The organism is Nonomuraea muscovyensis, from assembly GCF_014207745.1.
GTDB lineage: Bacteria > Actinomycetota > Actinomycetes > Streptosporangiales > Streptosporangiaceae > Nonomuraea > Nonomuraea muscovyensis.
The window spans coordinates 386791-412808 of sequence record NZ_JACHJB010000002.1; the positions used below are offsets into that span (position 1 = coordinate 386791).

General features: G+C 69.9%; 26 protein-coding genes and 1 pseudogene. 17 read left to right on the forward strand and 10 right to left on the reverse strand.

Annotated features, from left to right (window positions below):
• Window positions 1-143 precede the first annotated feature (143 nt).
• Together FHU36_RS18315 and FHU36_RS18320 are read left to right on the forward strand one after the other, a co-directional pair.
• Window positions 144-1196 (forward strand): glycoside hydrolase family 113 protein, encoded by a 1053-nt coding sequence (locus FHU36_RS18315; protein WP_185085187.1) that lies wholly within the window; start codon window positions 144-146, stop codon window positions 1194-1196.
• 321 nt (window positions 1197-1517) lie between these two features.
• Window positions 1518-1919, forward strand: a complete 402-nt coding sequence (locus FHU36_RS18320) for an aldo-keto reductase family protein (protein WP_185085188.1) — start codon at window positions 1518-1520, stop codon at window positions 1917-1919.
• A 187-nt stretch (window positions 1920-2106) separates the two neighbouring features.
• Here the strand turns inward: FHU36_RS18320 and rox are convergent, their stop codons facing one another.
• Window positions 2107-3543 carry a rifampin monooxygenase gene (gene rox / locus FHU36_RS18325; RefSeq protein WP_185085189.1) on the reverse strand — a complete coding sequence of 479 codons (1437 nt, stop codon included), beginning with the start codon at window positions 3541-3543 and terminating at the stop codon, window positions 2107-2109.
• A gap of 795 nt (window positions 3544-4338) precedes the next feature.
• On the opposite strand from rox, the gene FHU36_RS18330 reads away from it, so the two are divergent.
• From FHU36_RS18330 to FHU36_RS44530, 3 genes are read left to right on the forward strand one after another with little or no spacing between them, the layout of a single operon-like run.
• Window positions 4339-5487, forward strand: coding sequence for a serine hydrolase domain-containing protein (locus FHU36_RS18330; protein WP_221496426.1), 1149 nt, complete (start codon window positions 4339-4341; stop codon window positions 5485-5487).
• Between the two features lie 22 nt (window positions 5488-5509).
• On the forward strand, window positions 5510-5638 hold the full coding sequence (locus tag FHU36_RS45680) for a hypothetical protein (RefSeq protein ID WP_281394303.1): 129 nt from the start codon (window positions 5510-5512) through the stop codon (window positions 5636-5638).
• Between the two features lie 26 nt (window positions 5639-5664).
• Window positions 5665-5985, forward strand: coding sequence for an MFS transporter (locus tag FHU36_RS44530; protein WP_312891676.1), 321 nt, complete (start codon window positions 5665-5667; stop codon window positions 5983-5985).
• A gap of 38 nt (window positions 5986-6023) precedes the next feature.
• Here FHU36_RS44530 and FHU36_RS18340 read toward each other — a convergent pair whose 3' ends face one another.
• Window positions 6024-6401, reverse strand: coding sequence for a DUF6578 domain-containing protein (locus FHU36_RS18340; protein WP_185085190.1), 378 nt, complete (start codon window positions 6399-6401; stop codon window positions 6024-6026).
• Between the two features lie 216 nt (window positions 6402-6617).
• Between FHU36_RS18340 and FHU36_RS18345 the strand changes: the two genes are divergently transcribed.
• Window positions 6618-7163 carry a hypothetical protein gene (locus tag FHU36_RS18345; protein WP_185085191.1) on the forward strand — a complete coding sequence of 182 codons (546 nt, stop codon included), beginning with the start codon at window positions 6618-6620 and terminating at the stop codon, window positions 7161-7163.
• Here FHU36_RS18345 and FHU36_RS18350 read toward each other — a convergent pair.
• Entirely contained in the window at window positions 7145-7957 is an 813-nt protein-coding gene (locus FHU36_RS18350; protein WP_185085192.1) for a cytochrome P450, read from the reverse strand. The two genes, FHU36_RS18345 and FHU36_RS18350, sit on opposite strands and share 19 nt — an antisense overlap.
• Before the next feature lie 513 nt (window positions 7958-8470).
• On the opposite strand from FHU36_RS18350, the gene FHU36_RS18355 reads away from it, so the two are divergent.
• The 5 genes from FHU36_RS18355 to FHU36_RS18375 all read left to right on the forward strand — a co-directional run bounded on the left by FHU36_RS18355 (window position 8471) and on the right by FHU36_RS18375 (window position 14422).
• Window positions 8471-9220, forward strand: a complete 750-nt coding sequence (locus FHU36_RS18355) for a DsbA family protein (protein WP_185085193.1) — start codon at window positions 8471-8473, stop codon at window positions 9218-9220.
• The gene (locus tag FHU36_RS18360; protein WP_185085194.1) at window positions 9217-10056 is read left to right on the forward strand and encodes a cytochrome c biogenesis CcdA family protein; all 840 of its coding nucleotides are present in this window, start codon (window positions 9217-9219) and stop codon (window positions 10054-10056) included. Before FHU36_RS18355 ends, FHU36_RS18360 begins: the two co-directional genes overlap by 4 nt.
• Window positions 10057-10547: 491 nt before the next feature.
• Window positions 10548-12122 carry an alkaline phosphatase D family protein gene (locus FHU36_RS18365; RefSeq protein WP_185085195.1) on the forward strand — a complete coding sequence of 525 codons (1575 nt, stop codon included), beginning with the start codon at window positions 10548-10550 and terminating at the stop codon, window positions 12120-12122.
• 448 nt (window positions 12123-12570) lie between these two features.
• Window positions 12571-12918, forward strand: coding sequence for a PadR family transcriptional regulator (locus FHU36_RS18370; RefSeq protein ID WP_185085196.1), 348 nt, complete (start codon window positions 12571-12573; stop codon window positions 12916-12918).
• A 265-nt stretch (window positions 12919-13183) separates the two neighbouring features.
• Entirely contained in the window at window positions 13184-14422 is a 1239-nt protein-coding gene (locus FHU36_RS18375; RefSeq protein WP_185085197.1) for a serine hydrolase domain-containing protein, read from the forward strand.
• A 257-nt stretch (window positions 14423-14679) separates the two neighbouring features.
• Here FHU36_RS18375 and FHU36_RS18380 read toward each other — a convergent pair whose 3' ends face one another.
• Both FHU36_RS18380 and FHU36_RS18385 read right to left on the reverse strand, forming a co-directional pair.
• Complete coding sequence (locus FHU36_RS18380) at window positions 14680-15885, reverse strand: erythromycin esterase family protein (protein ID WP_185085198.1); 1206 nt, start codon at window positions 15883-15885, stop codon at window positions 14680-14682.
• Between the two features lie 185 nt (window positions 15886-16070).
• Window positions 16071-17033 carry a hypothetical protein gene (locus tag FHU36_RS18385; protein WP_185085199.1) on the reverse strand — a complete coding sequence of 321 codons (963 nt, stop codon included), beginning with the start codon at window positions 17031-17033 and terminating at the stop codon, window positions 16071-16073.
• Window positions 17034-17398: 365 nt separating this feature from the next.
• Between FHU36_RS18385 and FHU36_RS18390 the strand changes: the two genes are divergently transcribed.
• The 3 genes from FHU36_RS18390 (at window position 17399) to FHU36_RS18400 (ending at window position 19017) form a co-directional block, all read left to right on the forward strand.
• Complete coding sequence (locus tag FHU36_RS18390) at window positions 17399-17692, forward strand: hypothetical protein (protein WP_185085200.1); 294 nt, start codon at window positions 17399-17401, stop codon at window positions 17690-17692.
• 55 nt (window positions 17693-17747) lie between these two features.
• Entirely contained in the window at window positions 17748-18089 is a 342-nt protein-coding gene (locus FHU36_RS18395; RefSeq protein ID WP_185085201.1) for a hypothetical protein, read from the forward strand.
• A 661-nt stretch (window positions 18090-18750) separates the two neighbouring features.
• Window positions 18751-19017: a helix-turn-helix domain-containing protein gene (locus FHU36_RS18400; protein ID WP_246502662.1), complete on the forward strand. Its 267-nt coding sequence runs from the start codon at window positions 18751-18753 to the stop codon at window positions 19015-19017.
• A 731-nt stretch (window positions 19018-19748) separates the two neighbouring features.
• Here FHU36_RS18400 and FHU36_RS18405 read toward each other — a convergent pair.
• Window positions 19749-20060, reverse strand: coding sequence for a type II toxin-antitoxin system PemK/MazF family toxin (locus FHU36_RS18405; protein WP_185085203.1), 312 nt, complete (start codon window positions 20058-20060; stop codon window positions 19749-19751).
• Window positions 20057-20314: a hypothetical protein gene (locus FHU36_RS18410; protein ID WP_185085204.1), complete on the reverse strand. Its 258-nt coding sequence runs from the start codon at window positions 20312-20314 to the stop codon at window positions 20057-20059. Before FHU36_RS18410 ends, FHU36_RS18405 begins: the two co-directional genes overlap by 4 nt.
• Window positions 20315-20584: 270 nt before the next feature.
• Between FHU36_RS18410 and FHU36_RS18415 the strand changes: the two genes are divergently transcribed.
• Window positions 20585-21748, forward strand: a complete 1164-nt coding sequence (locus tag FHU36_RS18415; protein WP_185085205.1) for a tyrosine-type recombinase/integrase — start codon at window positions 20585-20587, stop codon at window positions 21746-21748.
• A gap of 43 nt (window positions 21749-21791) precedes the next feature.
• Here FHU36_RS18415 and FHU36_RS18420 read toward each other — a convergent pair whose 3' ends face one another.
• From FHU36_RS18420 to FHU36_RS46835, 3 genes and pseudogenes are all read right to left on the reverse strand, one after another.
• A complete protein-coding gene (locus FHU36_RS18420) occupies window positions 21792-21932 on the reverse strand; it encodes a hypothetical protein (RefSeq protein WP_185085206.1) in 141 nt (46 codons plus the stop codon).
• 348 nt (window positions 21933-22280) lie between these two features.
• The gene (locus tag FHU36_RS44535) at window positions 22281-22835 is read right to left on the reverse strand and encodes an SDR family NAD(P)-dependent oxidoreductase (RefSeq protein WP_312891952.1); all 555 of its coding nucleotides are present in this window, start codon (window positions 22833-22835) and stop codon (window positions 22281-22283) included.
• A 20-nt stretch (window positions 22836-22855) separates the two neighbouring features.
• Window positions 22856-23311: pseudogene (locus FHU36_RS46835) on the reverse strand (SDR family NAD(P)-dependent oxidoreductase); the annotation flags it as partial.
• Here FHU36_RS46835 and FHU36_RS18430 point away from each other — a divergent pair.
• Entirely contained in the window at window positions 23196-23777 is a 582-nt protein-coding gene (locus FHU36_RS18430) for a TetR/AcrR family transcriptional regulator (protein WP_185085207.1), read from the forward strand. The pseudogene FHU36_RS46835 and the gene FHU36_RS18430 sit on opposite strands and share 116 nt — an antisense overlap.
• A gap of 164 nt (window positions 23778-23941) precedes the next feature.
• Complete coding sequence (locus FHU36_RS18435) at window positions 23942-25402, forward strand: FAD-dependent monooxygenase (protein WP_221496428.1); 1461 nt, start codon at window positions 23942-23944, stop codon at window positions 25400-25402.
• The last annotated feature ends 616 nt before the right edge of the window (window positions 25403-26018 follow it).

Sequence of the window (26018 nt, forward strand, 5' to 3'; positions counted from 1 at the left end):
GAAGGCCGGCGATCGGGTGGGTCTTCGGGACCCGCTCGTCGATGTGCATCGGGACTACGTGCCATGAACGCTCAGCATCGACAACCCCGGTCACAGAACCCGCCCCCATGTCCCACCCGCACGACCACACGAGGAGATCCCTGATGCGTGCCTACGGTGTCACCTACGACACCGGCTTCCTGTCTGCCGGAACCACCACCCACGAGCCCTACAACCCGGACACGGTCCGCCGCGAGATGCAGATCATCCGCGACGAGCTGTCCTGCGACGCGGTCCGCATCACCGGAGGAGACCCCGACCGCCTCGAATCCGCCGCACGCCACGCCGCGCGCGCGGGCCTGGAGGTCTGGTACTCACCGTTCACCAACGGCCTCACCCAGGACGAGCTGATGGCGTTCATCGTCGACGCCGCCGGACGTGCCGAACACCTGCGCCGGGAAGGGGCGCGCGTCGTCCTCCTCACCGGCTCCGAGATCAGCTTGTTCACCAGCGGCTTTCTGCCCGGTGACAGCCTGGAGGAGCGGCTTGGCGTGATAGCCGAGCCCGCACGGGTGCGCGCCGCGCTCCCCGAACTGCGCGCCCGCGTCAACGCCTTCCTCACCCGGGCCGTCGCCGCGGTGCGCGAACGGTTCGACGGCCAGGTCAGCTACGCCTGCCTGCCCTTCGAAGGCGTGGACTGGACCCCGTTCGACATGATCGCCACCGACGCCGGCTACCGCGACGCGACCACCGCGCCCGGTTTCCGTGCGGGTCTGCGCGCGCAGACCTCGCAGGGCAAGCCGTTCGCCGTCACCGAGTTCGGCTGCACCACCCACCGCGGCGCCGCCGAGCTGGGCGGACGCGGCGACTCCATCGTCGAGTGGGACGATCGCGCCCGCGCCGTCCGCCTGACCACGGCCGTCACGCGGGACGAAGCGGAACAAGCCCAATACGTGCGCGAGCTCCTCGACATCTATGACGAGGAGGGCACGGACACGGCGTTCGTCAACACGTTCGCCCGCCGGGATCTGCCGACGTCCTCGGAGCCCGAACGGGACTTCGACACCGCAAGCTTCGGCATCGTCAAGATCCTGGAGCACGGCCGCACGGGCACTGCCTATCCGGGGCTGCCGTGGGAACCCAAGGCCGCCTTCCACGCCCTGGCCGCATACGGACGCGCCAGGAGGGCCGAGACCGAAGCGAGGACGCCGGCGTGACGCTGCCAACCGCGGAGCTCGGAAGGACCGGACTGCGGGCGAGCCGCCTCGGCTACGGATCGGTGGAGATGCGCGGGCCGCGGGCGTGGGGCAAGCCGATAGGCGACGACCAGGCCCGCACGGCGTTGAACACGATCCTCGACTCGGGCTCCGCCGCACGTCTACACGAAGGCGAACGTCCGCGCGTGCGTCGAGCAGAGCCTGCGCCGGATGCGCACCCACCACCTTGACATCTTGATGGTGCACATGAGCCCGAGCGTCGCAGATGCAGGCCGAGGACACCATCGAGCTGCCGACCCTCCAGGAGGAAGGCGCGATCCGATGCGCCGGCCACTCGCCGACCACCACGCGCGGCTCGCCGCCGCCGGCCTGGACGATCTGGCAGACGGCGCCTCGACGATGGAATTCCTGCTCCGCTTCATCCTCAGCCACCAAGATCTTCACTCGATGATCGTCGGCTCGGCTCAGGTCGCGCACGTGCAGGCCAATGTCGCAGCCGCCCAGAAGGGCCCGCTCCCGACGGACGTGTACGACGCGCTGCGGGACCGCCTCGGCGCGGGTAGGAGGCTCATGTCGAGCGCGGCATCCGTGAACGACAGCTTCGCTGCGACTCAACCCGCGTTCGGGCCCTGTTCGCCGGCCGACCGTGCGGGCGGGACAGAGCGGCGGGGCCCGACGATCTCCAGGAGTTGGAGAGCCTTCTGCGAGGCGTTGCCGGGGTAGACGGACGCGAATGCGGGTCCCGGGAAGCACCCGCTCCCTCGGAACGTCCTTGACTTCGGATCAGGACATCACGCTGAGGTTGATCTTGCTGGCACTTCGCGGGGGCTTCGAGCTGGCGGGGTACGGCACCGGCCCGCGCCGCACCCGGCCGGAGCGAGGTCCCGCTTTCCGAGCCGCAACTGCGCGCTCAGCTGACGGCGGCGCCGAACCACGTGGGCAGCCGGCTGAGCAGATCCTGCTGATCTTCACCGACCCACGCCACATGGCCGTCCGGCCGCAGCAGCACCGCGGGCACGTCCAGTTCCTCGCTGACGTCGACGACGTGCTCGACCCGGTCTGCCCAGCCTGTCACCGAGAGCCCGCCGGTCTGGTCGAGCAGCAGTCCGCGGCCGCCGCGCATCAGCTCGTAGAGGCGACCCCGCTTCAGCTCGACGTCCCGCATCCGCCGGCCGAGCAGTTCATGCCCCTCGCCGAAGTCGTAGCGGACCCCGACCGCGGTGATGATCTCGGTGATGTACCGGTTCACCTCCTCGAAGTCCATCAGCTTCGAGAACAGCTCCCGCAGCGCGGCCGCACCAGGATCGGTTCCGATCAGCGTGATCTGCGCGCGGGTGTTCTCCAGCACGCGGGCGCCCACCGGGTGCCGTTCGGCGTGGTAGCTGTCCAGCAGTCCCTCCGGCGCCCAGCCGTTGACCGCGGCGGCCAGTTTCCAGCCGAGGTTGAACGCGTCCTGCACGCCGAGGTTGAGCCCCTGCCCGCCGGTCGGCGGGTGGATGTGCGCCGCGTCGCCGGCCAACAGCACCCGGCCGACCCGGTAGCGCTCGGCCTGCCGGGTGGCGTCGCCGAACCGGGACAGCCAGCGCGGCGAGTGCACGCCGAAGTCGGTGCCCGCGAAGGCCCGCAGCTGCTGCTTGAACTCCTCAAGGGTCGGCGCGGTCGTGCGGTCCTCGGCCACGCCGTCGGCGGGCACGACGATGCGGTACACCCTCTCGTTCTCGTCCCCGATGCGGACGGCGCCGAACCGCAGGTGGGTCTTGTGGACTTCGGCGACGATGGCGGCAATCGTCGCCGGGTCCTCGGTCACCTCCATGTCACCAAGCAGCGTCTCGACCTTGGCGGGCTCGCCGGGGAAACCGACGCCGAGCCGCTTGCGGACCGCACTACGGGCGCCGTCGCACCCGACGAGGTAGCGCGAGCGCAGGTGCGTGCCGTCCGCCAGTTCGACGGTCACCCCGTCTTCGTCCTGGCTCAGCCCGACCACTTCGCAGCCGCGCCGGATCTCGGCACCGAGTTCGAGGGCATGCTCGTTGAGCAGCCGTTCGGTGACCGGCTGCGGAGTGGCGAGACCGTACGGGTGCGCCGTGTCCAACCGGTCCGGCCACGGCTTGACGATGCCGCCGAAGAGACCGCCGACCTGGAACTTCTCGCTGACCGCGAGGAACCGGTCGAGCAGGCCGCGCTGGTCCATCATCTCGACGCTGCGCGCGTGCAGGCCGCGTCCGCGGGACTGCTCGGTCGGCTCGGACAACTTCTCCAGCACGACCGTGTGCACGTCGTGCAGCCGCAACTCGCCGGCCAGCATCAGGCCGGTCGGTCCGCCGCCGACCACGATCACGTCAATCATGAACCCCCCATTCGACAAGGCTGCTTTTCGGCCGCTTGCTCCGCGCAGTCCGACGGCGCGCACACCCGCACCTCCGCGCCGAGTGCCCGCAACCGCACCGTGAGTCCCACCGGCGGTTATCGACGTCCCGCGTGACCCACACGTCGAGACAAGAACACGTCCTTCGCGAATCCCTGATCTCCGCAGGTTCTGGCCTCGGCCGATGATTCTGCAGCACGACCCGGGTCTTGCCGCAAGCCCCCCGGTGCGCTATACGTTGAGAGTGGCAGGGAGTGCATAACTCCTTGCCTTTTGCTTTTTGTCGTCCGTTGCGGACGGACGGGCTCGTCCTCACGAAGGCGTCCCGGAAATGCCACGGCAGCCCCAGGTAGCGGACCGTGCACGGCTGGAGCGCGAACCTCCGGACGATCGTGGTCCCCGCGGCGTTTTCCGGATCGGCTCCCGTGCCACGTCATCAAGGGAGAAGAACCGCTCCAGCTCCGGTCGTGTCGGCTCCTCCGCCAACCGTCCGCCCGCCGCCGTTCTCACCCAGTCAGAAGTTCCACCGGCACCCGGCGGACACGCCGCTCGTACGATCTTCCGTCGAATGCCGGCGGGGGAGCGGATCACTGTGCGAGGCGACCAAGATCAACCCTTGGCGCTGACGGCTGTTCCGTTGTTCGAGACCGTGGCCGGCCTCCGCCAGTGAGCCGAGCATGCGGCAGGTGACCCCCTTCAGCTGGGGGCGATGGCCGGTCACCTTTGCCGCTCGCGAACCGTCATGACGGCAACCATCCACACGAAAGGTTGCTGATCATGATGAGGACGGATGTCCATGGAACGGCCGCGGACGGATTTGAGGAGGTTCGCAGGGAGTTCGCCGCGGTGGTGGCCGAGCAGGACGGCCAGGCAGGTTCGCAGCTGGCCGTCTGGGCGCACGGCCGCCAGGTGGTCGATCTGTGGGCAGGGCAGGAGGTGAGCGGTGACACGCTGACCGGGGTCTACTCCTCCACCAAGGGCGCAGCGACGTTGGTCGTGGCGTTGCTGGTGCAGGAGGGGATTCTCGACCTCGACCAGGCCGTGGCCCGGCATTGGCCGCAGTTCGCCGCCGCCGGCAAGGACGCGATCACACTGCGGGACGTGCTCACGCACCGCTCCGGCGTCATCGGCGTCGACGGCGGGTTGACCGCGGCCGAACTCGCCGATGACCAGGTGATCGCCGCTCGCCTGGCCGTGCAGCGGCCGTACTGGAAGCCCGGTTCGGCCTACGGCTACGGCGGGTTCGTCACGTTCGCCGTGGTGAACGAGGTGGTCCGGCGCGTGAGCGGCCAGTCGCTGCAGCAGGTCTACGAAGAGCGCATCCGGGCCCCGTACGGGCTGGACCTGTACCTGGGACTGCCCGAGGCCGAGGAGGGCCGGTTCCAGCCGATCCGGTGGTGGCTGGCCACGCCGGAGCAGGAGGCCGCGTTCTGGGCGAACGTGCCCGGACCGCACAGCGTCATGGGGATCGGATACGGGCTCAACAGCACGCCGCCGCTGGATCAGGTGGCATTCGTCAACGACCGCGCCGTTCGCGCGAACGGCCCGGCGTCGGCCGGCGGCGTGGGCAGCGCGCGCGGCCTGGCAGGGCTGTACGCGGCGGCCGTCTGGGGCATCGACGGGCAGCCTCCGCTGCTCAAGCCGGACACCGTCGCGGAGTTCGCCCAGCTGCACTCCACCGGTGGCGATCTGGTCCGCGGCGATCAGGGCAACTACGCGCTCGGGTTCCAGGCCAAGGGCCTGCGCTACCCGTTCCTCAGCGCGAACGCCTTCGGCCACGACGGCTCGGCGGGCTCGGAAGCCTTCGCCGATCCCCGCAGCGGCATCGCCTTCGGCTACACCCGGCGCCGCTTCGGCTTCGGCTGGTCCTACCCCGAACACGACCGGCTCGCCGCCGCGGTCCACCGTGCCACCACCGCCTCCTGAACCGACCTGCCGAGGACTTCACATGACTTCGCACACCGAGATCCGCCGAAGAAGCGGTTCGGCGCTGCTGGTGATCGCGGCCGCGCAGCTCCTGATGGTGATGGACGGCACCATCGTGACCGTGGGCCTGCCCGTCATCGGAACGGGCTGAAGATCGCCGAGGCCGACCTGGACTGGGTGCTCACCTCTTACGCCCTGGCCTTCGGCGGCCTGCTGCTGGCCGGCGGCCGCGCCGGCGACCTGTTCGGCCGCCGCCGGCTGTTGCGCATCGGCCTGACGGTCTTCCTGGCCGCCTCACTGCTGGGCGGCCTGGCCGGCGACGGAAGCGTGCTGATCGCCGCCCGCGTCCTGCAGGGCATCGGCGCCGCGATCGTCGCCCCGGCCGCGCTCGCCCTGCTCGCCGACACCTTCCCCGCCGGACCGGAACGCAACAAGGCGCTGGGCGTCTACGGAGCGATGAGCAGGTCTGCTTCAACCAGTCGGAACGAGAACAGGTAGCGAGTGATCGCTTCCAGCCTGCGACGTGTCGACTGGATCTACTGGTCAACCGCTAGGGTCACGAGGTACCCGATGAACTGTAGGTCGCCCTGATCTGGATTCCACCCGTCGGCGGAGGTCTGTGGAGAAAGGACTCCCCTGACCGGGTGATATGCGTTCTCGTCGGGAAGGCGTTCCAGATGAGCATGGACTGCGGAGATATGGGTGACCTGGGCTTCGACGCGGAGTTGGTCAGCGGACGGGTCGCTGTGGTGGTCCTCGCTCCAGTCGATCGTGGCGGCGGTCTCCTCGCCCAGGACTCGGGTCAGCCAATCGCGGTCGGCCGGGCAGAGGGTCCAGGAGACCGTTGAGCCGATGCGGAAGGGATCGCCGCAGCATTGCATCTGCCAATCGCTGACCCAGATGTTCCATCTCATCCCGCCAGTCTTGCCAGGCTGGCCGGTCCACGCCAGCTCCAGAGGGTGCGGCGGTGTCGTGGTGATCGGGGTCCACCGCCCCCGACGGAGCTGCTTCGGTCGATCTTGTCGACGCTCACGACCGCTCCGGTGCGTTGACCCCTTCGGAGTTGTCGATGGCCAGACCGACGTGGTCCGGCCGGGAGCGGACGCTGTTGGTTTCACCGAAGACCAGGCGTGTACTCCCGGGCGATCGTCGGCTGGGCGGCGTCGGTGTCCAAGCGCGCCGGCCTGGTGCTGGACGCCCTGGACATGGCGTCGTGGCGGCGCGACCGCGCCGGACGCCCCACCGGGCCGGGCCGGGTCCAGGCCTTGCTCGCGCACCAGCGCCCCCACCAGCTCGACCGAGCAGAACTCGCGTCGCGCCGCAGCGGCGCCACATGCACCCGCCGATACCTGTGGGTCTTGTGTACGTCGTGGAAGATCTCGGCGACCAGCCGGGCCGGCAACGCGCGGCGTTGCGCGGTGGCCGAGGCCGGCCGCTGGCGCCACTCGTGGCAGATACCCCAGCCAGGCACACATCTTGGCGATCTTATGGTGGGCCTCTGCCGCATCGATCAGCTCGTACTTGGCGAGCGTCATCGACTTTCCACCGCGAAGAAGGCCGCGGCGGACTCAACCCATCAGCGCAACACCATTCGGATGATGATCACGGAGGTGTTGCGTGGCGAGGATGGGTCGCCTGGGGTGCAGGACGCGGAAACTCAGGAATCCTCCCGCTGATCCGACACGGGCCTCTCCGATGTGAGCTGACGAGGCGCGGCGCGGAGCGCGTCGAGGACGCCCGCTGCGAGCGCGAGCGCGTGGGCCGAGGCCGGGCAGGGCCGCACGCCGTGGCCGAACGTCAGGTGCGGGCACTCGCCCCTGGAGGCGTCGAACCGCTCCGGGTCGGCGAACACGGCGGGGTCGCGGTTGGCGGCGACGAGGTCGATGACGACCTCCTCACCGGTGGCCCGGTCCACCCGGCGGGTCACCTTCAGCGGCGGATCGTGGCGCAAGGTCTCGCGCAGCAGCCCCTTCACCCCGGCACCACCCTCATGGGTGAGGGCGTTCGCGATGAGTCCCTCGGTGGCGGCGTGGGCCTGGAGCAGCAGCGTCAGATCTGTGATCACGGACGGCCCGTCGCCCGGCAGCCGGAACAGCTCGGCCACCGCCGCGTCCGTCCCGGGGGTCTCCTCTCCGGACAGGTAGCCGGCGGCGACCGCCTCCACCAGCGGTACTGGGGCCGGGACTCCGAGGGCGGCGGCCAGCACCTGCGTGGGCACGCCCCTCCAGTCGCCGTCGCGCTCCAGCGTCGCCGCCCGGGCCCGCCGACGCAGCGTGGCCGGATCGAGCTCTGCCAGCCGCTCTTCCAGCGCCCGGCGCCGCTCCGCGTGCGCCTCACCGCTGCTGAACCGCGAGACCCGCGCCCTGAGCCACCCCAGCGTGTACGGCGGCGCGTCCTGGCGCACGGGCGGCGGGACGTACCGGGTGTCCGCGAGCACTGCCCGGGCCTCGACGTGACGTGTGATGATCATGTGCTCCACGCTAGGCGCGGATTCCTTCGACCAGTGCCGAAGGATGCCGGGCGCGCTCCCGGAGCACGGCAGGCCGTCAGACGGCCACGTTCCCGCGCCCGTCCCAGTCGCACCGAGCACCCATGCCACGGCGCCGTCGCTGCCGAAAGGGAGCCGCCGCTGCCGGGCCGGCTGCTCGAAGGCGAGATGCCGCCGCTGCCCGGCGGCGCGGTGGAGGTTCGGCATTGAGCGGTGCCGATGACGCACCAGGCCGACGCGATGCGGTGGACAGCGGACCGCGCGCCCTGGCGGCCGGGGCCGGGTGCCGGCGGGCAGATGCTCGCCTGCCCGCGGTGCGGCGCTTCGGCGGCGGCCTGCCGGTCTCCGAAACCGCTGACCGTTCCTCCAGGAGCCGCACGACCTCCGAACCCCTGGTACCAAGCAGGTCACGGGGACTGTTGTCGTGCTGACATTGCCTCCCGCGCCCGATCCCGGCTGCGAGATCCTGTTCTGCCAGGGAGAAAGGTGGAGCACATGGGGCTGGAGCCTGTCAGGAAGGCCGTTGTCGGCCCACGCGTGCGTGTGGTGGCCGCGGCAGCAGCGGCGGCGGTTCTGCTGGGGGTCCTTACCGTCGCCGCGCTGGATCAACCAGTCGACCCCGGCGGCACGGTGGCGGTCAGCGAGCCTGAACAGGCCGGTGACAGCCAGGCCGCCGGGCCGGCGACGCCAACCGCCCAGCCGACCCCGACCTGGGAAGGCCCCGCGGTCCCGCCGATCGACATGAAACTGGCCCAGGGCGCGCAATCGGCGCCGGTGACGATCGTCGAGTTCGGCGACTTCACATGCGCCAGTTGCGGGCAGTTCGCCCGTACCGTGGAACCGGCCCTGCGCCGCCGCTACATCGACACCGGCGTCGTCCGGCTGTTCTGGCGGGACTTTCCCGCCCAGGGCCGCGAGTCCACACGGGCCGCGATCGCCGCCCGGGCCGCGGCCGAACAGGACATGTTCTGGCCCTTCCACGACGCGCTGTACGCCGACCAGTCCAGCTTCACCGACGAGCGCCTGCGTTCGCTCGCCGGCCGGGTCGGCCTGGATGTGGCCCGGTTCGACGCCGACCGGCGGGACCCGGCGCTGCGCCGAGCGGTGGAGCAGGACTTCGCCTTCGGCGCGCAGCTCGGGGTTCCCGGTACCCCGGCCTTCCTGATCAACGGCGAGGTCTTCTTCGGTGCCCAGCCACTGGCGAAGTTCGTGGCCGCGATCGAGAAGGCCCGCACGCGGCGATGAGTGACATCGGCTACGCCGCCGCCTTCTTGGGCGGGCTGTTCGCGCTCCTCAGCCCGTGCAGCGCGCTGCTGCTTCCGGCGTTCTTCGCCTACGCCTTCCCCGGCCGCAGCGCTCTGATCGGCCGCACCGTGCTGTTCTATGTCGGCCTGTGCGCCGTGCTGGTGCCGCTCGGCATGGGCTCGGCGCACGTCAGCCGCCTCTTCTACGGTCACCAGGAACTGCTGATCACCGGGGCGGGGGTGCTGCTGATCGCGCTGGGAGTCCTCCAACTGGCCGGGCAGGGCTGGGCGATCGGGCCGCTGGAGCGGCTGCGGGGCCGCATCCGCGGCGACTCGTCCGGCGCGGTGCTGGCGCTGGGTGCCGTTTCTGGGTTGGCCGGGTTCTGCGCCGGGCCGGTGCTCGGCGCCGTGCTCACCATCGCCGCCGCCTCAGGCAACACGCTGCGTGGAGCCGTGCTGTTGGCGATCTACGCGGCCGGCATGGCCGCACCGTTGCTGGTGATGGCCATGCTGTGGCAGCGCTTTGACCTGGGCCGCCGAGGCTGGCTGCGCGGCCGGGGCCTCCGGCTTGGCCCGCTGCACGTGCACACCACCACGCTGGCCTCCGGACTGATCTTCATCGGTCTCGGCATCGTCTTCCTCGTCTTCGACGGCACCCGCGGGCTGACCGTGCCGATCCCGCACAGCTGGGAGGCAGGGCTGCAGGAGTTCGCCGCCGGCCTGCAACTGCCCGACCTGCTGGTGGTGGCAATCGCCTCGCTCATTGTCGTCGTGGTCAGCCTGTGGCGGCTGGCGCGCCCTCGACAGCCACGCGACGTCGGCGACAGCATCGAGTGACGACGCCGGTGCACGCCTGGCACGTCGGCACCGTCCTCGCCTCCGGTGCCGCCCATGCGTCGCGGCGCATTCCACGCTCGCCTTGCGCCCGGGTTCCAGGGGAGGTGGTGGCCGCGCTGCGGGCGGGCAAGCCGTTGGACGTTGCGGCGCTGGAGGCCGCGCGCCGGCTGACCCAGGCGAGGGTCGCCGAGTGTGGCTGGTGGACGACGCCGAGATCGAGGCGTTCCTGAGAGCGGGCTGCACGCGCCGGCTACGTGCTGGACATCGTGCTCGAGGTGGGGATGAAGACGTCGCCGACGTCGCAGACATCCGCGAGAGGTCCGAGCGCCCGGCCGCAGGGCAACCTCTTCGCCGCCGACCGAGTTCCCCGCCTCCCGGAGCTGCCGGCCGGCGCTGAGCAGGACCACCCAGAAGAGACGGCTGTGCCCGATCCCGGCCTTTCCTCGCCGGCTGGCGTGTCCTCGCTGCGGAACGCGCCGGTCGTGGCAATCATGCTTGCTGTGATCAGCAGGAGGTCGTTTCTGGCAGCGGGGCTCGCCTCGGGACTGCCGTCTCTGGTGCCGTCGGCCGCCTTCGGCGAACCGTTCACCTTGGGTGTGGCCTGTGGCGATCCAGACCCAGGCGGGTTCGTGCTGTGGACCCGCCTGGCCCCGATGCCCTTGGCCGAAGACGGGCTCGGCGGCATGCCCGAGGCGCCCGTGCCCGTGCACTGGCAGGTCACGACCGATCCCGCAGGCAAGGACGTGGTCCGGCGCGGCGTGGGAGAGGCGGTGCGCGATTGGGCGCACAGTGTTCACGTCGAGGTCACCGGGCTGCTGCCGGGCAGGGAGTACTGGTATCGCTTCAAGGCAGGCCCCTATCTGTCACCGATCGGGCGCGCGCTGACCGCCCCGGCTCCCGGCTCGGTGCCCCGATCGCTGCGCATCGCGGTCTGCTCGTGCGCCAATTACCAGCACGGCTACTTCACCGCCTACGCGAGAATGGCCCAGGAGCGGCCCGATCTCGTCCTGAACCTGGGCGACTACATCTACGAGCAGGGCAGCGACCACCTGCTCACGCTCGGCGGCAACGTCCGTGACCATGAAGGCGCGGAGGCAGTGACCCTGGCGGACTACCGGCGCCGGCATGCCCTGTACAAGACCGACCCCGACCTGCAGGCGGCCCATGCCGCCGCCCCGTGGGTGGCCGTCATGGACGACCACGAGGTGGTCAACAACTGGACCAACCTGATCCCGGCCGAGCGGCGCGGGGCGGCCTTCCGCGCCTACTACGAGCACATGCCGCTCCGGCCGAGCGCCCGGCCAGGCGGCCCCGCCATCCAGCTCTACCGGCGGCTGCACTGGGGAAACCTGGCCGCCCTGCACGTGCTGGACACCCGCCAGTACCGCGATGCGCACCAATGCGCCCCCGGCTACAGCAGCTGCCCGCTCCCGGCGGACCCCAGCCGCAGCATGCTCGGGCTGGATCAGGAGCAGTGGCTCCTGGACGGCCTGCGACGCTTCGGCGCGCGCTGGGAGCTCATCGGCCAGCAGGTCTTCTTCGGTCAGCGCGACCGCGACCCGGGTCTGGACCGGGTGGTCCGGCAGGACGCCTGGGACGGCTACACCGCCGCCCGCCTGCGCCTCAGCGAGGGTTGGATCGAGGCCGGCGTGCGCAATGCCGTCGTGCTCACCGGGGACGTGCACGCGCACTGGGCCGGCAACCTCGTCCTCGACTACGACGACCCCGACTCCCGCCCGATCGGTGCCGAATTCGCCGTCACCTCCATCTCCAGCGGCGGCGACGGCCACGACATCGACCCGGCCACGGACCCGCTGCTGGCCGGCAACCCACACCTGAGGCTGCATCTCCGGCGCCGCGGCTACCTCATGATCCAGATCACTCCGAGCACCCTGACCGCCGATTTCAAGATCGTCCCCTACGTCAGCACGCCGGGCGCGCCCGTGGTGACAGCAGGCACATTCGCCCTGCACGACCGGATTAGGGGCCTGATCCCCGTGGCCGGCACGACGCCGTCGCCCCGCCATCCGGACTCTTCGGCCGCTGAGCTGCGGCGACAATCGTGACCGGACCGAGTTCGGAACGCCTGGCCGGCACTTCCACAATCAGGAAAGCAGACTTTCTCATGTGCCGGGCGACGAGTCTCCGCGGTGGTGCTCGGCGGGCTCTCCGGGCGTCGCGCCGTGGTGCTCTTGCGCTGTCGCCCACCGCATCGCAAACGCGGTGATGGGGCCCTTCCTCGGTCGGCGCCCGAAGGCGAGGTGCTCAAGGCGATCCACGGCACCTTCCGGCGGGAGCTGGCCCTGATCCGTGCCGAGGTCACCGCGTCAGGCGCGCGCCTGGGCTCGCAGCTTGGCGGACTCGCTCGCAAGTAGTGGTCAGGCCGGCCGCATCTACACGCTTGCGGTCTCGGCTTGCGCCTCAGCTATTCGGTGTTGCAAGGTACCGGTAGTCAGTGTTACTTTCTACTGGTAGTTAGCACCACCGAGTAGCTGAAGGGGGGGGAGTGTTTCGTTGGGCAAGCAGGTGACGGAGATGCTCAAGGGAACGCTGGAGGGTATCGTCCTGGCGATCTTGTCCGGCCGGCCCGCGTACGGCTACGAGATCACGGCGTGGCTGCGGGACCAGGGCTTCTCCGACATCGCCGAGGGCACGATCCACGCGGTGCTGGTCAGGATCGAGCAGCGCGGCCTCGTCGACGTGGAGAAGGTCCCGTCGGAGAAGGGGCCGCCGCGCAAGGTGTTCTCCCTCAACGCTCAGGGACGGGAGTATCTCAAAGAGTTCTGGAGGACCTGGAGCTTCCTCGCGGAACGGCTCGAACAGCTCCACAAAGTGCCCGGGGCCGAGCACCGCTTTCATTGAAAGTCTGCACCATGCGGCCACGGGGTCATGCCCGGCCGACTACTTCTCGCCGCATGTCAGCGGCGGTGTCACGACGGCGACAGCCAGTATCAGAGCGGCCGGCGATGGCGGATGCCATGAACGGTTCAGCAGTTGTGCCCTCGAGGCTGCGAACTGGGCCACGCCGAGCTCACCCCGACCCCCGTGCGTCGCTCGTGCAAAGCCCATGAGCGCCACGCCGGGACGGGTCTTGCAAGATCGAAAACTGTAGGTAAGGAGATTCACGATGGGAAAAGGCAACAGCGGCTTCTCCGAAGCAGGGCTGCGCAGGCTGCGCGAGTTGTTGACACGGCATGTCGAGTCCGGGAAGATCCCCGGTCTGGTCGCCCTGGTCAGCCGGGGCGAGGAGACGCACGTCGAAGCGATCGGGACGATGCGCCATGACGGTGGCGCGCCGATGCGCCGCGACACCATCTTCCGGATGGCCTCGACGACCAAGCCGGTCGCCGTGTCGGCGACGATGGTCCTGCTGGACGAGTGCAGACTGCGGCTCGACGACCCGGTTGATCCGTGGCTGCCCGAGCTCGCCGACCGGCGGGTGCTCAAGCGGGCCGACGGCCCGCTGGACGACACCGTGCCGGCGCGGCGGCCGATCACCGTGCGGGACCTGCTGACCTCCACGTTCGGGCTCGGACTGGATATGACGGCGCGGACCGCTCCGATGATGGGCGCGTTCTTCGAGCAGGGGGTTTACGGCCAGGAGGACGGATGGCTGTTGCCCGAACCGGGACCGGATGAGTGGATGCGCCGTCTGGGCGCGCTCCCGCTGATGTACCAGCCCGGAGAGCGATGGCTGTACAACGTCAGCGACGACGTGCTCGGTGTGCTGGTGGCCAGGGTCACCGGCCAGTCGTTCGAGACGTTCCTGCGTGAGCGCATCTTCGATCCGCTGGGGATGAAGGACACCGGTTTCCACGTGCCCGCCGACAAGATCGACCGGCTGCCGCCCTTGTACGCCCCCGACCCGCAGACCGGAGAGTTCCTCGTGGGGGACGAGGTCGAAGGGGGACACCACAGCCGGCCTCCGGCGTTCCAGTCGGGCGGCGGCGGACTGGACTCCACCGTCGACGACTATCACGCCTACTTCCGGATGCTGCTGAACGGCGGGATGCACGGGAACCAGCGGATCCTGTCCCGGCCCGCCGTCGAGCTGATGACCACCAACCGCCTCACGCCCGAGCAGACAGCCGCCCTACAGGCCTGGGCCCGCAGCGTCGTCCATCTTTCACACGGCCAGGGACAGCACGGCGGCTGGGGCTTCGGGATGGCGGTGCGCACCTACCGCGGCGACTACGCCCCCATCGGCCAGTTCGGCTGGGACGGCGGAGCCGGCACCACGACATACGCCGACCCGGACAACCAGCTCGTCGGCATCCTGCTCACCCAGACCGGGATGTCCACCCCGGACTCGGCGCGGGCCATCCACGACTTCTGGACCACCCTCTACCAGGCAATCGACGACTGACTCGCCTGTCTGGTCGAGGTCGGTCCGGCAGAAGACCTCGACCAGGCTCCGGCCTGCGACGTCACCACGTCCTGCGATCAGCTGCATGACCGGCTCAAGACCGTCGCCGCCGAGGTCGGTCGTCGGGGTGATGGCCCTGGCCCAACCTGGCTGAGATTCCTCAGGCGTCCATCGCGGGTTGATCAGGAAGGTGGTGCCTGACTCGTTCACCGGCGTGGGGCGCAGCGGCCGCCCTCCACCCCTGGCCGTGGGGTGGCTCAGATTTCCTTGACGAAGACGATGGCGTCGGTCTGGCCGGTGGTGGCCGGGTCGAGGGGGAGGTAGGTGTGGTCGGCCGGGACGCGGGGCGTTGGCTTCCGGTCGAGGACTGCGGTGAGGCGGACGGGATCGATGACCGCGCGGGCGTCAGGGAGGGCCGACAGCAGCCCTTCGAGGGTGTCGGGCTGGGGGACGTCGGAGCCGCGGGTGCCGAAGGTGGTCGCGGCGAAGGCGTACTGGTCGCCGAGGCGTGTGCCGACGATCGCCCCCGCGCTCCACCACTCCAGCGTCCGGCCTGCCAGGGGGCCCCAGCCTTCCGGCAGCAGCCACCGGCTCTTGTCTTTTTGCAGGTGGCGGTTGTGGGCGAAGGCGAGGGTGGGGCCGCGACGGGCCTCGCGGTCGATGATGGCGTCGAGGTTGTCGGCCATCATCGCATCGCGCAGGCACATCAGCGTGCCGACGCGGGTGGCCGCGGTGTCGGCCATGCCGGCGTGGTAGCGCAGGAGTCCGGCGGCGGTGCGGGCGTACAGGTCGGCGCGCCACCGGTCGTCGGGGGAGGTGGCGGCCGTCAGGTGGGGGGTGTGTGCGGTGAGCAGCGCGCGCAGGTCGTCGGCGATCAGGCGCAGTTCGCGGGCCTCGGGGGTGCGGCCGACGGACTGGGTGGGATCCGTCGTGGCGGCCGGGTTGGTCCAGCGCTGGTCGGGGCCGAGCAGCGCGTCGAGGGTCTCGCGGCTCCAGGCCAGATCGAGGTGGGCGGCGAGGTAGTCGTGCAGTGCGGTCAAAGCTGGGCGGGGGCCGGCGGGGCCGGTCATTTCCAGGGGGCCGTCGAAGCCGTAGAAGTGGAGTCGCTCGCGCGGCGGACGCTGCTCGTTGTAGGCGCGCATCCAGCGCAGGAGCTCGCGGTTGGCGGGTGAGGCGCCGAGGTGGTGGCCGAAGCCAAGGCTCATCGCGTCGTCGAGGGTCCCGATGCCGTCGGTGATGTACGCGTCGGCGGCCAGGGCCGACAAGCAGTCGCTCTCCAAGATGATCGAGCGGTAGCCCTCGTATTCGACGAGGTGGCGGAAGAGCTCGTTGCGCAGTTCGAGGAAGGCCTCGACGCCGTGGGTGGGCTCGCCGAGGCCGAGCAGCCGGGTGGCGGGGGACAGGAGCGCGGTGAGGGCACCGCCGGTGAAGGGACGTGCAGCGTCCCGGATCGAGACCGTCATACCTTCGACCGTATCGTTGAACCCACGGTGTAAACTTTGACGGCATTTACGGCTGTTGATGAGAGCATACCTTCAAAATACGGTTGCGGGGCCATCGATCCGGTGCGCGGCCATCCCGTCACACAGGTGCCGTTGCAGGAGTGAGGCACGTTGCCGCCTGCCCGCGGGATGTCGGCCGTTGGAGCTCACTGGACGCTCCAGGCCTCCTTTCGCGGCGGATAGGCGAAGGTCTGGGTATCGGCCCAGTCCTCTCCGACGACGCGGTAGTCGTGCGCGGCTTCGCTAGCGGTGTGGTCGCGGCCGATGTCGACCGTGTCGGCGGTCGACCAGACGCCGTTGACCTTGTGCTCCACGGTGTAGAGAAACTCGTTGAAGCCCGAGGAGGACACGCACGTGTTGACGATGGTGAGCGAGCGTCGCCCCGTCGTCAGATTCGGCGGGATGGTGACGACCTGGTCTCTCCACTTGTAGATGCCGTCCTCAGGCAGCGGTCGCCATTGCGCGGCCGGAGTGCCGTCAACGGTGATGGTGGCATGTTGCAGACCGACGCCCACATCCAGCCGGCGGATCAGCCGTACGCCCGTATTGGCCGGGTTGACGGTCACGGTGAACCGGCTCGACCCGCCACGAGGGAACGCACGACCATCGTCACTGACGATGTGGGCGGGATTCACGATGTGGTCAGGCACCTCTTCGGAGGCGCCGCGTTGTGGCGTCGCCCCCTGGGCGATGACGACGACGCTCAGGATGACCGCCGTCGGCACGGCCACCGCTGTGAGCAGGGCGGCTTGGCGCCAACGTCGGCCGGCGGCACGTGCCGTCCCCGTGTCGTCAGGTGTGGCCAAGACCTGGGCAGCGAGCGGCGTGCCAGGGGAGGACTCGACACCGTGATTCTCCCTGGACCCGGCGGGCATCTGATTGACACGCACCCGCTCCCACGCCCGTTCCCACGCCGGGAGTTGATGCTCGGGGACGCGGCATCCCCGAAGGAACGCCACCATCACCGCCTTCTTGGGGAAGCGCCGACCGGCCAGCATGTCGGCGCAGGTAGTGCGTGGCAGTCGCGTTCCGCCCGCCCTGTCCGCCCGTGTCTGAAGCTCTCGAAGTGACACGTCGGCTCGCACGAACTGCTCGGCCAGCAGTTTCACCAGGTCCTCGTGACAGGTCACCGACTCCAGCCCACCCCCGGTCGCCTCTCCTGTAGGCCGAGGGTCATGGTCGCCTTGAGGGGCCTTGCTCATCTTTTCCCAGATCCTGCTTTCTCCTGACCGGGCCCTTCGGCCTCACCTGCTGCGGCAGACAGTGTACGAGTGATTGCTCAGCGTGTCCGAATCCGGTGGCGGAGCGTCCGGAGCCTGCCGAGTTCGGCCGAGTTCGGCCGTGGACCTGTTGGACACCCGTCGGGGGTTGTTTCGCTGTCGTGTGCCGGTAGTGATCGGGCGAGCACGTCAGGTCACTGCCGGAACCCGAGAAGACGTCGGCCCTTCGACCGGCCCGAACACAGGAGGCCCCCATGCACGCACGTCGCGGACTCGCCGGGATGCTCGCCGCCACCGTTGTGGCTGCCGGCGCGTTGCTGCTACTCGGCCAGCCGGCGCACGCCGACCCCGACTGGCCCTTCCCCAACGACTGCGACAAGAAGAACTACAGCAAGCACATGCGCTGGGGATGGCGCCAGGGCCGGATCGACTTCACCTACGACCACACGGACAACAACATCCACAACTTCTACCGCAGCACCTGGCGGGACACCGGCGAAAAGGTCGGCAACGGCTGGGCCAGCTGCATCAACAACGGTCAGGGCTAGCCCACCCGCCCGGCGTCCGCCGCCGGTGGGCGCCGGGCCACACGAAGGAGTACGCATGAACCGCACATTCGGCCGAAAGGCATTCCTGGCCGCCCTCTCCGCGCCCATCCTGGGACTCACGCTGTCCGGGCCGGCGACCGGGGAGGCCGGCGCCGTGAGGACCGACGGTCCTTGCTATGTGGTGGACATCAACGTCGGCGAGCGGCAGGGGGCTCGCTCGATCTGCCCACCCGGCACGTGGATGCACTGGCATCAGGTGCACGTCCGCTGCAGATTCATCGCCGAACCCACCGAGCATGGGCCCATGGTCGGCGCCACCAGCGTGTCGGAGGTGTTCTGCCAGAAACCCCACTACCGCGTCCGGTCCTGGAACACCCAGGGGCCCGATCACCCGTGAGTCCACCGTTCGGCGACGATCGCCGCCGAACGCGCCCGGCTCGCCCGGAGAACTGCCGCACCCCGTACCGAAAATCTGCTGTCGCCGTAGTAGACATTCGCTGCTGTGGGTACTATGGTTTCTGACATCGCAAGGAACGGATCCACCGGGCAGCAGAAGTAGTTACCGGCATCACGACGAACTGCCCGGAGCAGGGTGAAGCCAAAGATTGACGGCAGAAGGTCGGACGTGACGGGCCAGCGCAGTGGTAAGGGGCCCAGAGCGTGGACGCGCTGCCGAAGGTGAAGTTGGACAACTGGTCCGGAAGAGAGATGAAGGGAGTGTTGACGCCATCGGGATCGCCCGTTGCCGGCTGAGTCTCGCCGCTCGGGTACCGCAGTTCCACAGATTGGAAGGTGGTCTACGGTCACGCATCCGCGATCCGCGCATCATCGCCACTCGGTACGGCGAATGCGGAAACAGTAAGCCGGCCGAAGGCCGGTAGATGGTGTTGAACTCTTCGGGGCCTCGGCGCAACAGGCGCCGGGGCCCCCTGTGCGCGTACGGAAAGGAATGTATGGATCAACGTCGCTCGGCTGCCGAGGGTGACACGCTCGCTCACGGCAGGATTACCGATACGGCCGAAGACCGGTTCGACGATGAGGACTACCCCGCCTACAGCATGGGCACGGCCGCCGAGATGCTCGGCGTCACCCCCACGTTCCTGCGGGCTCTGGGCGCCGCCCACCTGATCGAGCCGAGACGCTCCAGCGGTGGGCACCGCCGCTACTCCCGCTACCAACTGCGCCTGGCCGCGCGCGCACGGGAACTCGTCGACCAGGGCACCCCCGTGGAAGCCGCCTGCCGGATCATCATCTTGGAAGACCAGCTCGCCGAAGCGCTGCGCATCAACGCCGAATACGAACGCGAGCGCACGGCCGGAGACTGACACGGCGGCTTCGTTGCCCTGCGGCCTGGTCTCCGACCGCGCTGACCAGGCCCAGCCCGAGACGCATCACCGCCGCCACATCGTCGACGCGATCCCGACATCCGCAGTCACGGTCTTGTCCAGGTAGGCGGCCGGCCTGGTCCAGTCGGGCGGCCATGAGATCGCGTTCCGCCCGCTGGTGATGACCTGCACGCCCGAGCCGCTTGCGCCGCGTCGGGCATCAGCATGAGGCGCGCGTGGACGGGCGGGTCGGTCTTCAGATGAGCGACCACGGCGGGGAGGGCCTGCGGCACGACGACGAGCACCAGCCGGTCCAGCAGGTGAGTCATCGCGAGGGACGGCAACGCGGTCGCGGGTTCGCCGTACCCACCCGCCAAAGCCGAGCTCGGCAGGAGCCTGAACAACAGGGGGCGTCGCCGCGGGCTCGCCGTCGCAGCCGACGGCCGCAGCTCAGGCACCGACGCGGCTCCTCCACGAACCGCATACCGGGTTCCGAGACGGGCTCTCCAAGGGCTTGCCTGACGGTCAGGTCGAGGGCATGACGCCCCTGCCGGCGAGGGATCCGGCTGACGGCGGCCAGGCTGGGCCGTTCGCGAGGCGGGCTGACCAGCAAGGTGAGTCTCCGCCGACCGGCGCAGCCGTCCGCTGTCCTTCGTCCTCCAGCTGGGATCTTCGATGGTCGGGCCCCGGGACACGGCGGACGCTCCGGACGCCGTGTCCTCTGCTCGCGGTCAGCCGCCGGTGCCGAAGATGGTCGCGATCATGCCACGCACGGCGGCGAGCTGCTCGTCCGGCAGATCGCCGACCTTAGACTTGAGGCGGACGGCCGCCACGGTGCTGATGCGGTCCACCATGGCGGCGCGGCCCTCACCGACGTCGACCACGAACGCAGTGAGGGCGTGCGCCATGTCGGCGGCCTCGACGTGCGCGGTGAGCACGTTGTCGCCGTAGAGCGTGTGGTAGAAGTCGCCGGACACGACCAGGCGCACCTCGTCGCGGTCGCCGAACTGGACGGTCCACAGCTCGCCGAATCGGTGGCTCACGCGGCTTCGCCGCGGTGCTCGTCAGCGGCCCGGGTGATGTCCTCGGCGGTGATGCGCTCGTCGGCCTCCTGAGCGGCGACGGCGCCGGCCCCATACACCGCGGCGCGGGCGGCCGGGGTGTGGCTGGCGGCGATCTCGCGTAGGGCGCCGCGCGCCAGGACGGCCGAGACGCTGAGCCCGTTCTCCTCCGCGTGCTTGCGGACAGCCTTCAAGATCCACGCTTCGATGCTGACGGAAGTCTTCTCCATTGCCATACCCGGAGTGTACCCGCCGGGTATTACCCGGGGTAGGAAGACGGCGGCATACCTCCCTCGATTTTTGTTACCGGGAATGTTCGTTCCCGCCGATAAAGCCGCTATGATCTTGCTGCTCGCCTCGCGGGAAGGGGTTCGGACGAGTTGGTGCGAACACCCCAAAAAACACAGGAAGGACTCGAACGTGCCCATACGGGATCTACGGTTCGTACCTCCCGACACCGACCGTACGGCTCTCATCGCCCTCGACACGCACGCCGAGTGGGCCCGATGAGCGAGACCCTGCCCGAGGTGGTCGCTGCGGTGGGCGTGGAAGCGCTGCCGGCCGTAGTGGCGGCCGCCGACCCGAACAAGAACCCGTACTGGACCTACCTCGACAGTCTCGACAACGCCGAATCCCGCCGCACCATGAAGGGCTGCCTCGACCGGATCGCCCGGCTCATCGCCGGCGCGGATCCCGCCGGCGTCGACCGTGTCACGGGCAAGCCGGACCCGGCCGCGCTCGCCATCACCGGCGAGACGGTTCACTGGCACCTGCTGCGGGCCGAGCACACCCAGCACATCCGCGCCCTGATCGCCGCAGCGACCACCCGTAAGAAGGACGCCGATCCCGAGCCGTGGTCGACCGCCTACCGGAACAAGCACATCGTCGCCCTGCGCCAGGTCCTCGACCGGGCGTGGCTGCTCGGCCTCATGAACGCCGACGAACGGGACCGCGCCCAGCGCGTCGACCAGTTCGCAGGGACGCGCCTCCCCAAGGGCAAGCACCTGCCCGTCGAGCGCGTGGGGGCGCTGTTCGCGGCCTGCGACGCCGACCCCGAGGACGTCGAGGACGACGCGCACCGCGAGAGGCTGCGCCGTACGGCGTTGCGGGACGCGGCCCTGCTGGCAGCCCTGTACTCGACCGGCGCCCGCCGGTCCGAGCTGGCCGGGGTGGCGCTGGCCGACTACGACCCGGCCGACCGGTCCCTGCGCATCCGCCACGGCAAGCGGAACAAGGAACGGTACGTCTACCTCACCTCCAGCGCGGTCAGCCGGATCGAGGCGTGGCTGACCGTCCGCGGCTCCGACCCGGGCGGCCTGTTCGCGCCGTTCACCCCGCGTGGCGGCCACGTCCGCCGCACCCGGGCGGGCACTGTGGCGCACATGAGCGGCCAGACGGTTGGCGACGTGATCGCCAACCGCGCCGAACAAGCTGGGCTCGCCGAAGCCCCGGATGCTCACGACTTCCGTCGCACGTTCACCGGCGAACTCCTCGACGCCGGGGTGGACCTGGCCACCGCGCAGGCCCTGCTCGGGCATGCCTCCCCCGCCACCACGGCGCGGTATGACCGGCGGCCGGAGCGGGCCCGCCGTGCGGCCGTGGACAAGCTGCGCACGCCGGAGGCGACACCGCTGCCCGGAGTCGGGCGAAGAAGGGGAAACGCTACGTGAGGGCACTCCACTCGGTTCCACAGAGCGGGGGGCGGCACGGCGATCACGCCCAGGTCACGACGAGTTGGGTGTGCCGCTTGCGGAAGATCCGGCCAACGGCTGGGGCCGGCACCGTGACCTCGCCGGAGTAGAGGGTGAAGTCCGGGCCGGGGTGGTCGCGCCATTCGCGGTCCCAGGTCTGCACGTGGTCATGGAGTTGTCGGGCGAGTTCGCCGCCCTCGCGGCCGTGTCCGTAGACGCCGAATTCCCACCGGCGCTTCTCGGCCTCGCCGTTGGGAGAATCTTCGCGGACGGTGAGGTAGGCGAAGCTATCCGGGGTGATAAGAACCGGGCAGTACCAGAGCGTCGCCAGGTCGACCGAGGTCGCCGCCCCGGTCAGGGTCTCCCCAGATCATGCCGAACCTGTCATCGAGGGAAGCGATTCGCAGGTGCATCGAGTCGAACGGCTCCCCGCCAGCGACAGTCACGCCGGTCCACAGCTCGGTCCGCTCTCCGACCAACGCCCGGTCGAGCGCGGGACCGCTCTCGATGGTCAGGACAGGCCGAGGGCGCGGCGGCGCAGGGTGTCGAGGGTGCGTTGGGGGAGCCAGCGGCCGAGAGTGCTCATCAGGCGGGAGCCTTTGCCGACGGGGTAGCGGACGCGGGGACGGCGTGCGGTCAAGGCGTGCAGGATGGCGCGGGCGACCACGTCGGGGGGCGAGCCGTTGCGTTCCTGTTTGAGGCCGGCGGTGGTCATGGTGCGGTAGGCGTCGCCGTAAAGTTGCCTGCCCTGTTCACCGAGCGAGGCCAGCCGGGACTCGACTTCGTCTTCGAGCTTGTCGACGGCGTCGGTGTGGATCGAGCCGGGCTCGATGAGGATCGCCTCGATGCCCCAGGGCTTGACCTCCATGCGCAGGGCGTCGTTGAGCGAGCGGATCGCGTGTTTGGAGGAGCACAGCGGTCCGCCGAAGGGCAGGGTGATCCAGCTTCCCACCGAGCCGACGGTGATGACCCGTCCGCGCGAGGCGCGTAGCAGGGGCAGCATCGCCTGGGTGACGGCGATCTGGCCGAACACGTTGACCTCGTACTGCCGGCGCAGCGCGTCCAGGGGACGAACTCCACCGGGCCGGTGACACCGATCCCGGCGTTGTTGACCAGCGCGTCCAGGTGGCCGATCCGTGCGGCGGCGTCGGCGATCCGGTCGGTGTCGGTGACGTCCAGCTTGATCGGGGTGACGGTGGGCCCGAGTGCCTCGCCGTCGGCGTCCTTGCGAACCCCGCCGTAGACGGTGAACCCCTCGCGGGCCAGTAGCAGGGCGGTGGCCCGGCCGATTCCGGTGGAGGCGCCGGTCACCAGCACTGTCTTCGACATCTTCTGGTCCTCATTCCCGGGTTTGCCAACAACTGTTGGCATAGTGTTACCCCTTGCGTGCCGCGATGTCAACAGTTGTTGGCCTACACTAGTTGGCATGAGGAGATCTGCAGTGGAGACCAAGGCGGTCATCCTGGCCGCGGCCCGCGAGCGCTTCGCCGCCGACGGGTACGAGAAGGCGACGATCAGGGCGATCGCCGCCGACGCCCGCATCGACCCGTCGATGGTGATGCGCTACTTCGGCAGCAAGGACAGGCTGTTCGCCGCCGCAGCCGAGTTCGACCTGCGCCTGCCCGACCTGGGGGCGCTCCCGCGCGATCGGGTGGGCGCGACCCTGGTCCGGCACTTCCTGGACCGCTGGGAGGCCGACGACGCCCTTCAGGTCCTGCTGCGCACCGGGGTGACCAACCAGGCCGCGGCCGAGCGCACCCGCGCCATCTTCGCCACCCAGCTCGCACCACTGATCACCGCCTTGGCGGGCGACCCGACCGGCGGGGACGGCCGGGCGGCGACCCGGGCCGTGCTGGTGGCCTCCCAGATGCTCGGGATGGCCCTGTGCCGCTACATCCTGCGCTTCCCGCCGGCGGTCACCATGTCGGACGACGACATCGTCGCCTGGCTCGGCCCGGTCATCCAGCGCTATCTGACCGGCAGCGACCCGGCGAACGGCCCGCTCTAGGTCGAGCCCGCCGCCCGCACACCGGTCCAGCCCCGGGCGTGGCCGGTCGCGCCATGGCTGGCGGGCACGCAGGCCAACAGTTGTTGACATCAGTGGGCGCGGCGTCCTACGGTATGCCCACAAGCGTTGACCAACAGGTGTTGACAAACTCTTGGGAGGGCACCATGTCACCCACCGTCACCAATGCCGACGTCCTGGTCGTGGGCGCGGGACCGACCGGGCTGCTGCTGGCCGGTGATCTGGCCGAGGCGGGCCTGTCGGTCGTGCTCGTCGAGCGCCGCCCGTACAAGGTCAGCAACCTGTCCCGGGCGCTGGTCGTGCACGCCCGGGTGCTGGAGCAGTTCGACGCCCGCGGCATCGCCGACGAGGTCGTGGCGGGCGGGCACCCCATCAACCGGCTGGCGCTGTTTGAGGCGGCCCGGCTCAACCCCTCGCGGCTGCCCACCCGCTACCCGTTCGTCCTGTTCACCCCGCAGTACAAGGTGGAGAAGGTGCTGGAGCGCCGGGCCCGCGAGGCCGGGGTCACCTTCGTATACGAGACCAAGGTCGTCGCGGTGGCGCAGGACGCGGACGGCGTCACGGCCCACACGCAGGACACCGACGGGCAGCCGGGCACCACGTTCCGCGCGTCCTACCTGGTCGGCGCCGACGGAGTGCACAGCTCGATCCGGCCCGCGATCGGCCAGCCTTTCCCCGGTGACACGATCCTCAGCTCGCTGATCCTGGCCGACGTCAGGCTCGGCAAGGCACCGGACCGGCCCTTCGTCGTGAACGCCGTCCCGGACGGGTTCGCGCTGCTCACCGAGATGGGCGACGGCCTGTACCGGGTGACCGGCTGGAACCGGCGCCACCAGCTTCCCGACGACGCGCCGCTGGAGGCTGATGAGGTCAAGGAACTGCTCCAGATGAACTTCGGGACCGACTACGGCATCACCGAGATCCCTTGGATGTCCCGGTTCCACAGCGACGAGCGGCAGGCCCCGGCCTACCGCGTCGGGCGGGCGTTCCTCGCCGGTGACGCCGCGCACGTGCACTCCCCGGCGGGCGCCATGGGCATGAACACCGGCCTCCAGGACGCCGCCAACCTGAGCTGGAAGCTGGTGGCCGTGCTGCGCGACGGGGCCGACGACCGGTTGCTGGACACCTACCAGGCCGAACGGCACGCCGTCGGCAAGATGGTGCTGCGGATGAGCGGGACACTGGTGCGAGCCGCCCTGCTGCACGGGTTCGCCGCCCGGCTGCTGCGCCGCGCGGCCGGAACGGTCGTCAGCAACTTCCGTCCGCTGGCCGACAAGGCGGCGTCCATGGTCACCGGAATCGGCATCGCCTACAAGGCTCCGCGCGGCGCGCACAAGCTGACCGGACGGCGCGCCCCCGACGTGGAACTGGCCGAGGGACGCCTGAACGAGCTCCAGCGCGGCGGCAGGTTCGTGCTGATCACACCGGCCGGTCAGGACGCGGACGTGCCCGGCCACGTCGTCCACGCACACTGGACCGACGACCGACGCACCACGGCCCTCATCCGTCCCGACGGCTACTACGCCTGGGCAACCGACCGCCCCGACGAGCAGGGCCTCCACACCGCCCTGGCTACCTGGGCAGGCACCGCCACCACATCGGCCTGAAGGTGTCAGGGCTCGGGCGCGGTGAGGTAGCGCTGGATCGTGGTGACCGGACTCCACGTCGGCCTCATGGCCACCGACATGCCCCGGGGACTCACCGAGCCCAAGGCCGACCCGCCAACTTCGCCCGAATCGCCGTCGACGGCATCGCCGCCGACACCCACGAGATCGTCGCGGACGACCTCAGCCGCCAGGTGCAGTCCGGGCTGGCCGCGGGCGTCGCGGCGCTCTACCCGCAGCTGGCCGGGACTTCCCGTTAAGCCGGACCACTCGGCGCTCCTTAGCCACCACCTGACCGGCCGAAACCGCCACCCCTCGTTGCCCCGTCTGGGCCGGCCGGTCTACTTCCTCGTCCTGGCCGCCGGCGGGTGAGCGCAACGGCCGCAGCCCTGGTTGGACCGGAGGGCGTGATGGCATAGCGGCCCAAGCGGTTGAGGTGGGTGTGGCCGAGCGAGGACAGCCGGGCCACGTGCTCCTCTCTGATCGAGGCTCTGGAGGTGGACTTCCAGCCCTGGGCACGCAGGTGGTCAACGATCGCCGACAGGTACGTTGAATCCCACCGCACGGCGTTCACGACCGGGCCTAGGGCGGCGAGTTGGTCTTAACCGAAATGATCTTG

What these genes read in the sequence shown, in the direction of transcription:
- FHU36_RS18315 (WP_185085187.1), top strand. Translation starts at nt 144, where the DNA reads ATGCGTGCCTACGGTGTCACCTACGACACCGGCTTCCTGTCTGCCGGA.
- FHU36_RS18320 (WP_185085188.1), top strand. Translation starts at nt 1,518, where the DNA reads ATGCGCCGGCCACTCGCCGACCACCACGCGCGGCTCGCCGCCGCCGGC.
- rox (WP_185085189.1), bottom strand. Translation starts at nt 3,543, where the DNA reads ATGATTGACGTGATCGTGGTCGGCGGCGGACCGACCGGCCTGATGCTG.
- FHU36_RS18330 (WP_221496426.1), top strand. Translation starts at nt 4,339, where the DNA reads ATGATGAGGACGGATGTCCATGGAACGGCCGCGGACGGATTTGAGGAG.
- FHU36_RS45680 (WP_281394303.1), top strand. Translation starts at nt 5,510, where the DNA reads ATGACTTCGCACACCGAGATCCGCCGAAGAAGCGGTTCGGCGCTGCTG.
- FHU36_RS18340 (WP_185085190.1), bottom strand. Translation starts at nt 6,401, where the DNA reads ATGAGATGGAACATCTGGGTCAGCGATTGGCAGATGCAATGCTGCGGC.
- FHU36_RS18350 (WP_185085192.1), bottom strand. Translation starts at nt 7,957, where the DNA reads ATGATCATCACACGTCACGTCGAGGCCCGGGCAGTGCTCGCGGACACC.
- FHU36_RS18355 (WP_185085193.1), top strand. Translation starts at nt 8,471, where the DNA reads ATGGGGCTGGAGCCTGTCAGGAAGGCCGTTGTCGGCCCACGCGTGCGT.
- FHU36_RS18360 (WP_185085194.1), top strand. Translation starts at nt 9,217, where the DNA reads ATGAGTGACATCGGCTACGCCGCCGCCTTCTTGGGCGGGCTGTTCGCG.
- FHU36_RS18365 (WP_185085195.1), top strand. Translation starts at nt 10,548, where the DNA reads ATGCTTGCTGTGATCAGCAGGAGGTCGTTTCTGGCAGCGGGGCTCGCC.
- FHU36_RS18375 (WP_185085197.1), top strand. Translation starts at nt 13,184, where the DNA reads ATGGGAAAAGGCAACAGCGGCTTCTCCGAAGCAGGGCTGCGCAGGCTG.
- FHU36_RS18380 (WP_185085198.1), bottom strand. Translation starts at nt 15,885, where the DNA reads ATGACGGTCTCGATCCGGGACGCTGCACGTCCCTTCACCGGCGGTGCC.
- FHU36_RS18390 (WP_185085200.1), top strand. Translation starts at nt 17,399, where the DNA reads ATGCACGCACGTCGCGGACTCGCCGGGATGCTCGCCGCCACCGTTGTG.
- FHU36_RS18395 (WP_185085201.1), top strand. Translation starts at nt 17,748, where the DNA reads ATGAACCGCACATTCGGCCGAAAGGCATTCCTGGCCGCCCTCTCCGCG.
- FHU36_RS18400 (WP_246502662.1), top strand. Translation starts at nt 18,751, where the DNA reads ATGGGCACGGCCGCCGAGATGCTCGGCGTCACCCCCACGTTCCTGCGG.
- FHU36_RS18410 (WP_185085204.1), bottom strand. Translation starts at nt 20,314, where the DNA reads ATGGCAATGGAGAAGACTTCCGTCAGCATCGAAGCGTGGATCTTGAAG.
- FHU36_RS18415 (WP_185085205.1), top strand. Translation starts at nt 20,585, where the DNA reads ATGAGCGAGACCCTGCCCGAGGTGGTCGCTGCGGTGGGCGTGGAAGCG.
- FHU36_RS18430 (WP_185085207.1), top strand. Translation starts at nt 23,196, where the DNA reads ATGAGGAGATCTGCAGTGGAGACCAAGGCGGTCATCCTGGCCGCGGCC.
- FHU36_RS18435 (WP_221496428.1), top strand. Translation starts at nt 23,942, where the DNA reads ATGTCACCCACCGTCACCAATGCCGACGTCCTGGTCGTGGGCGCGGGA.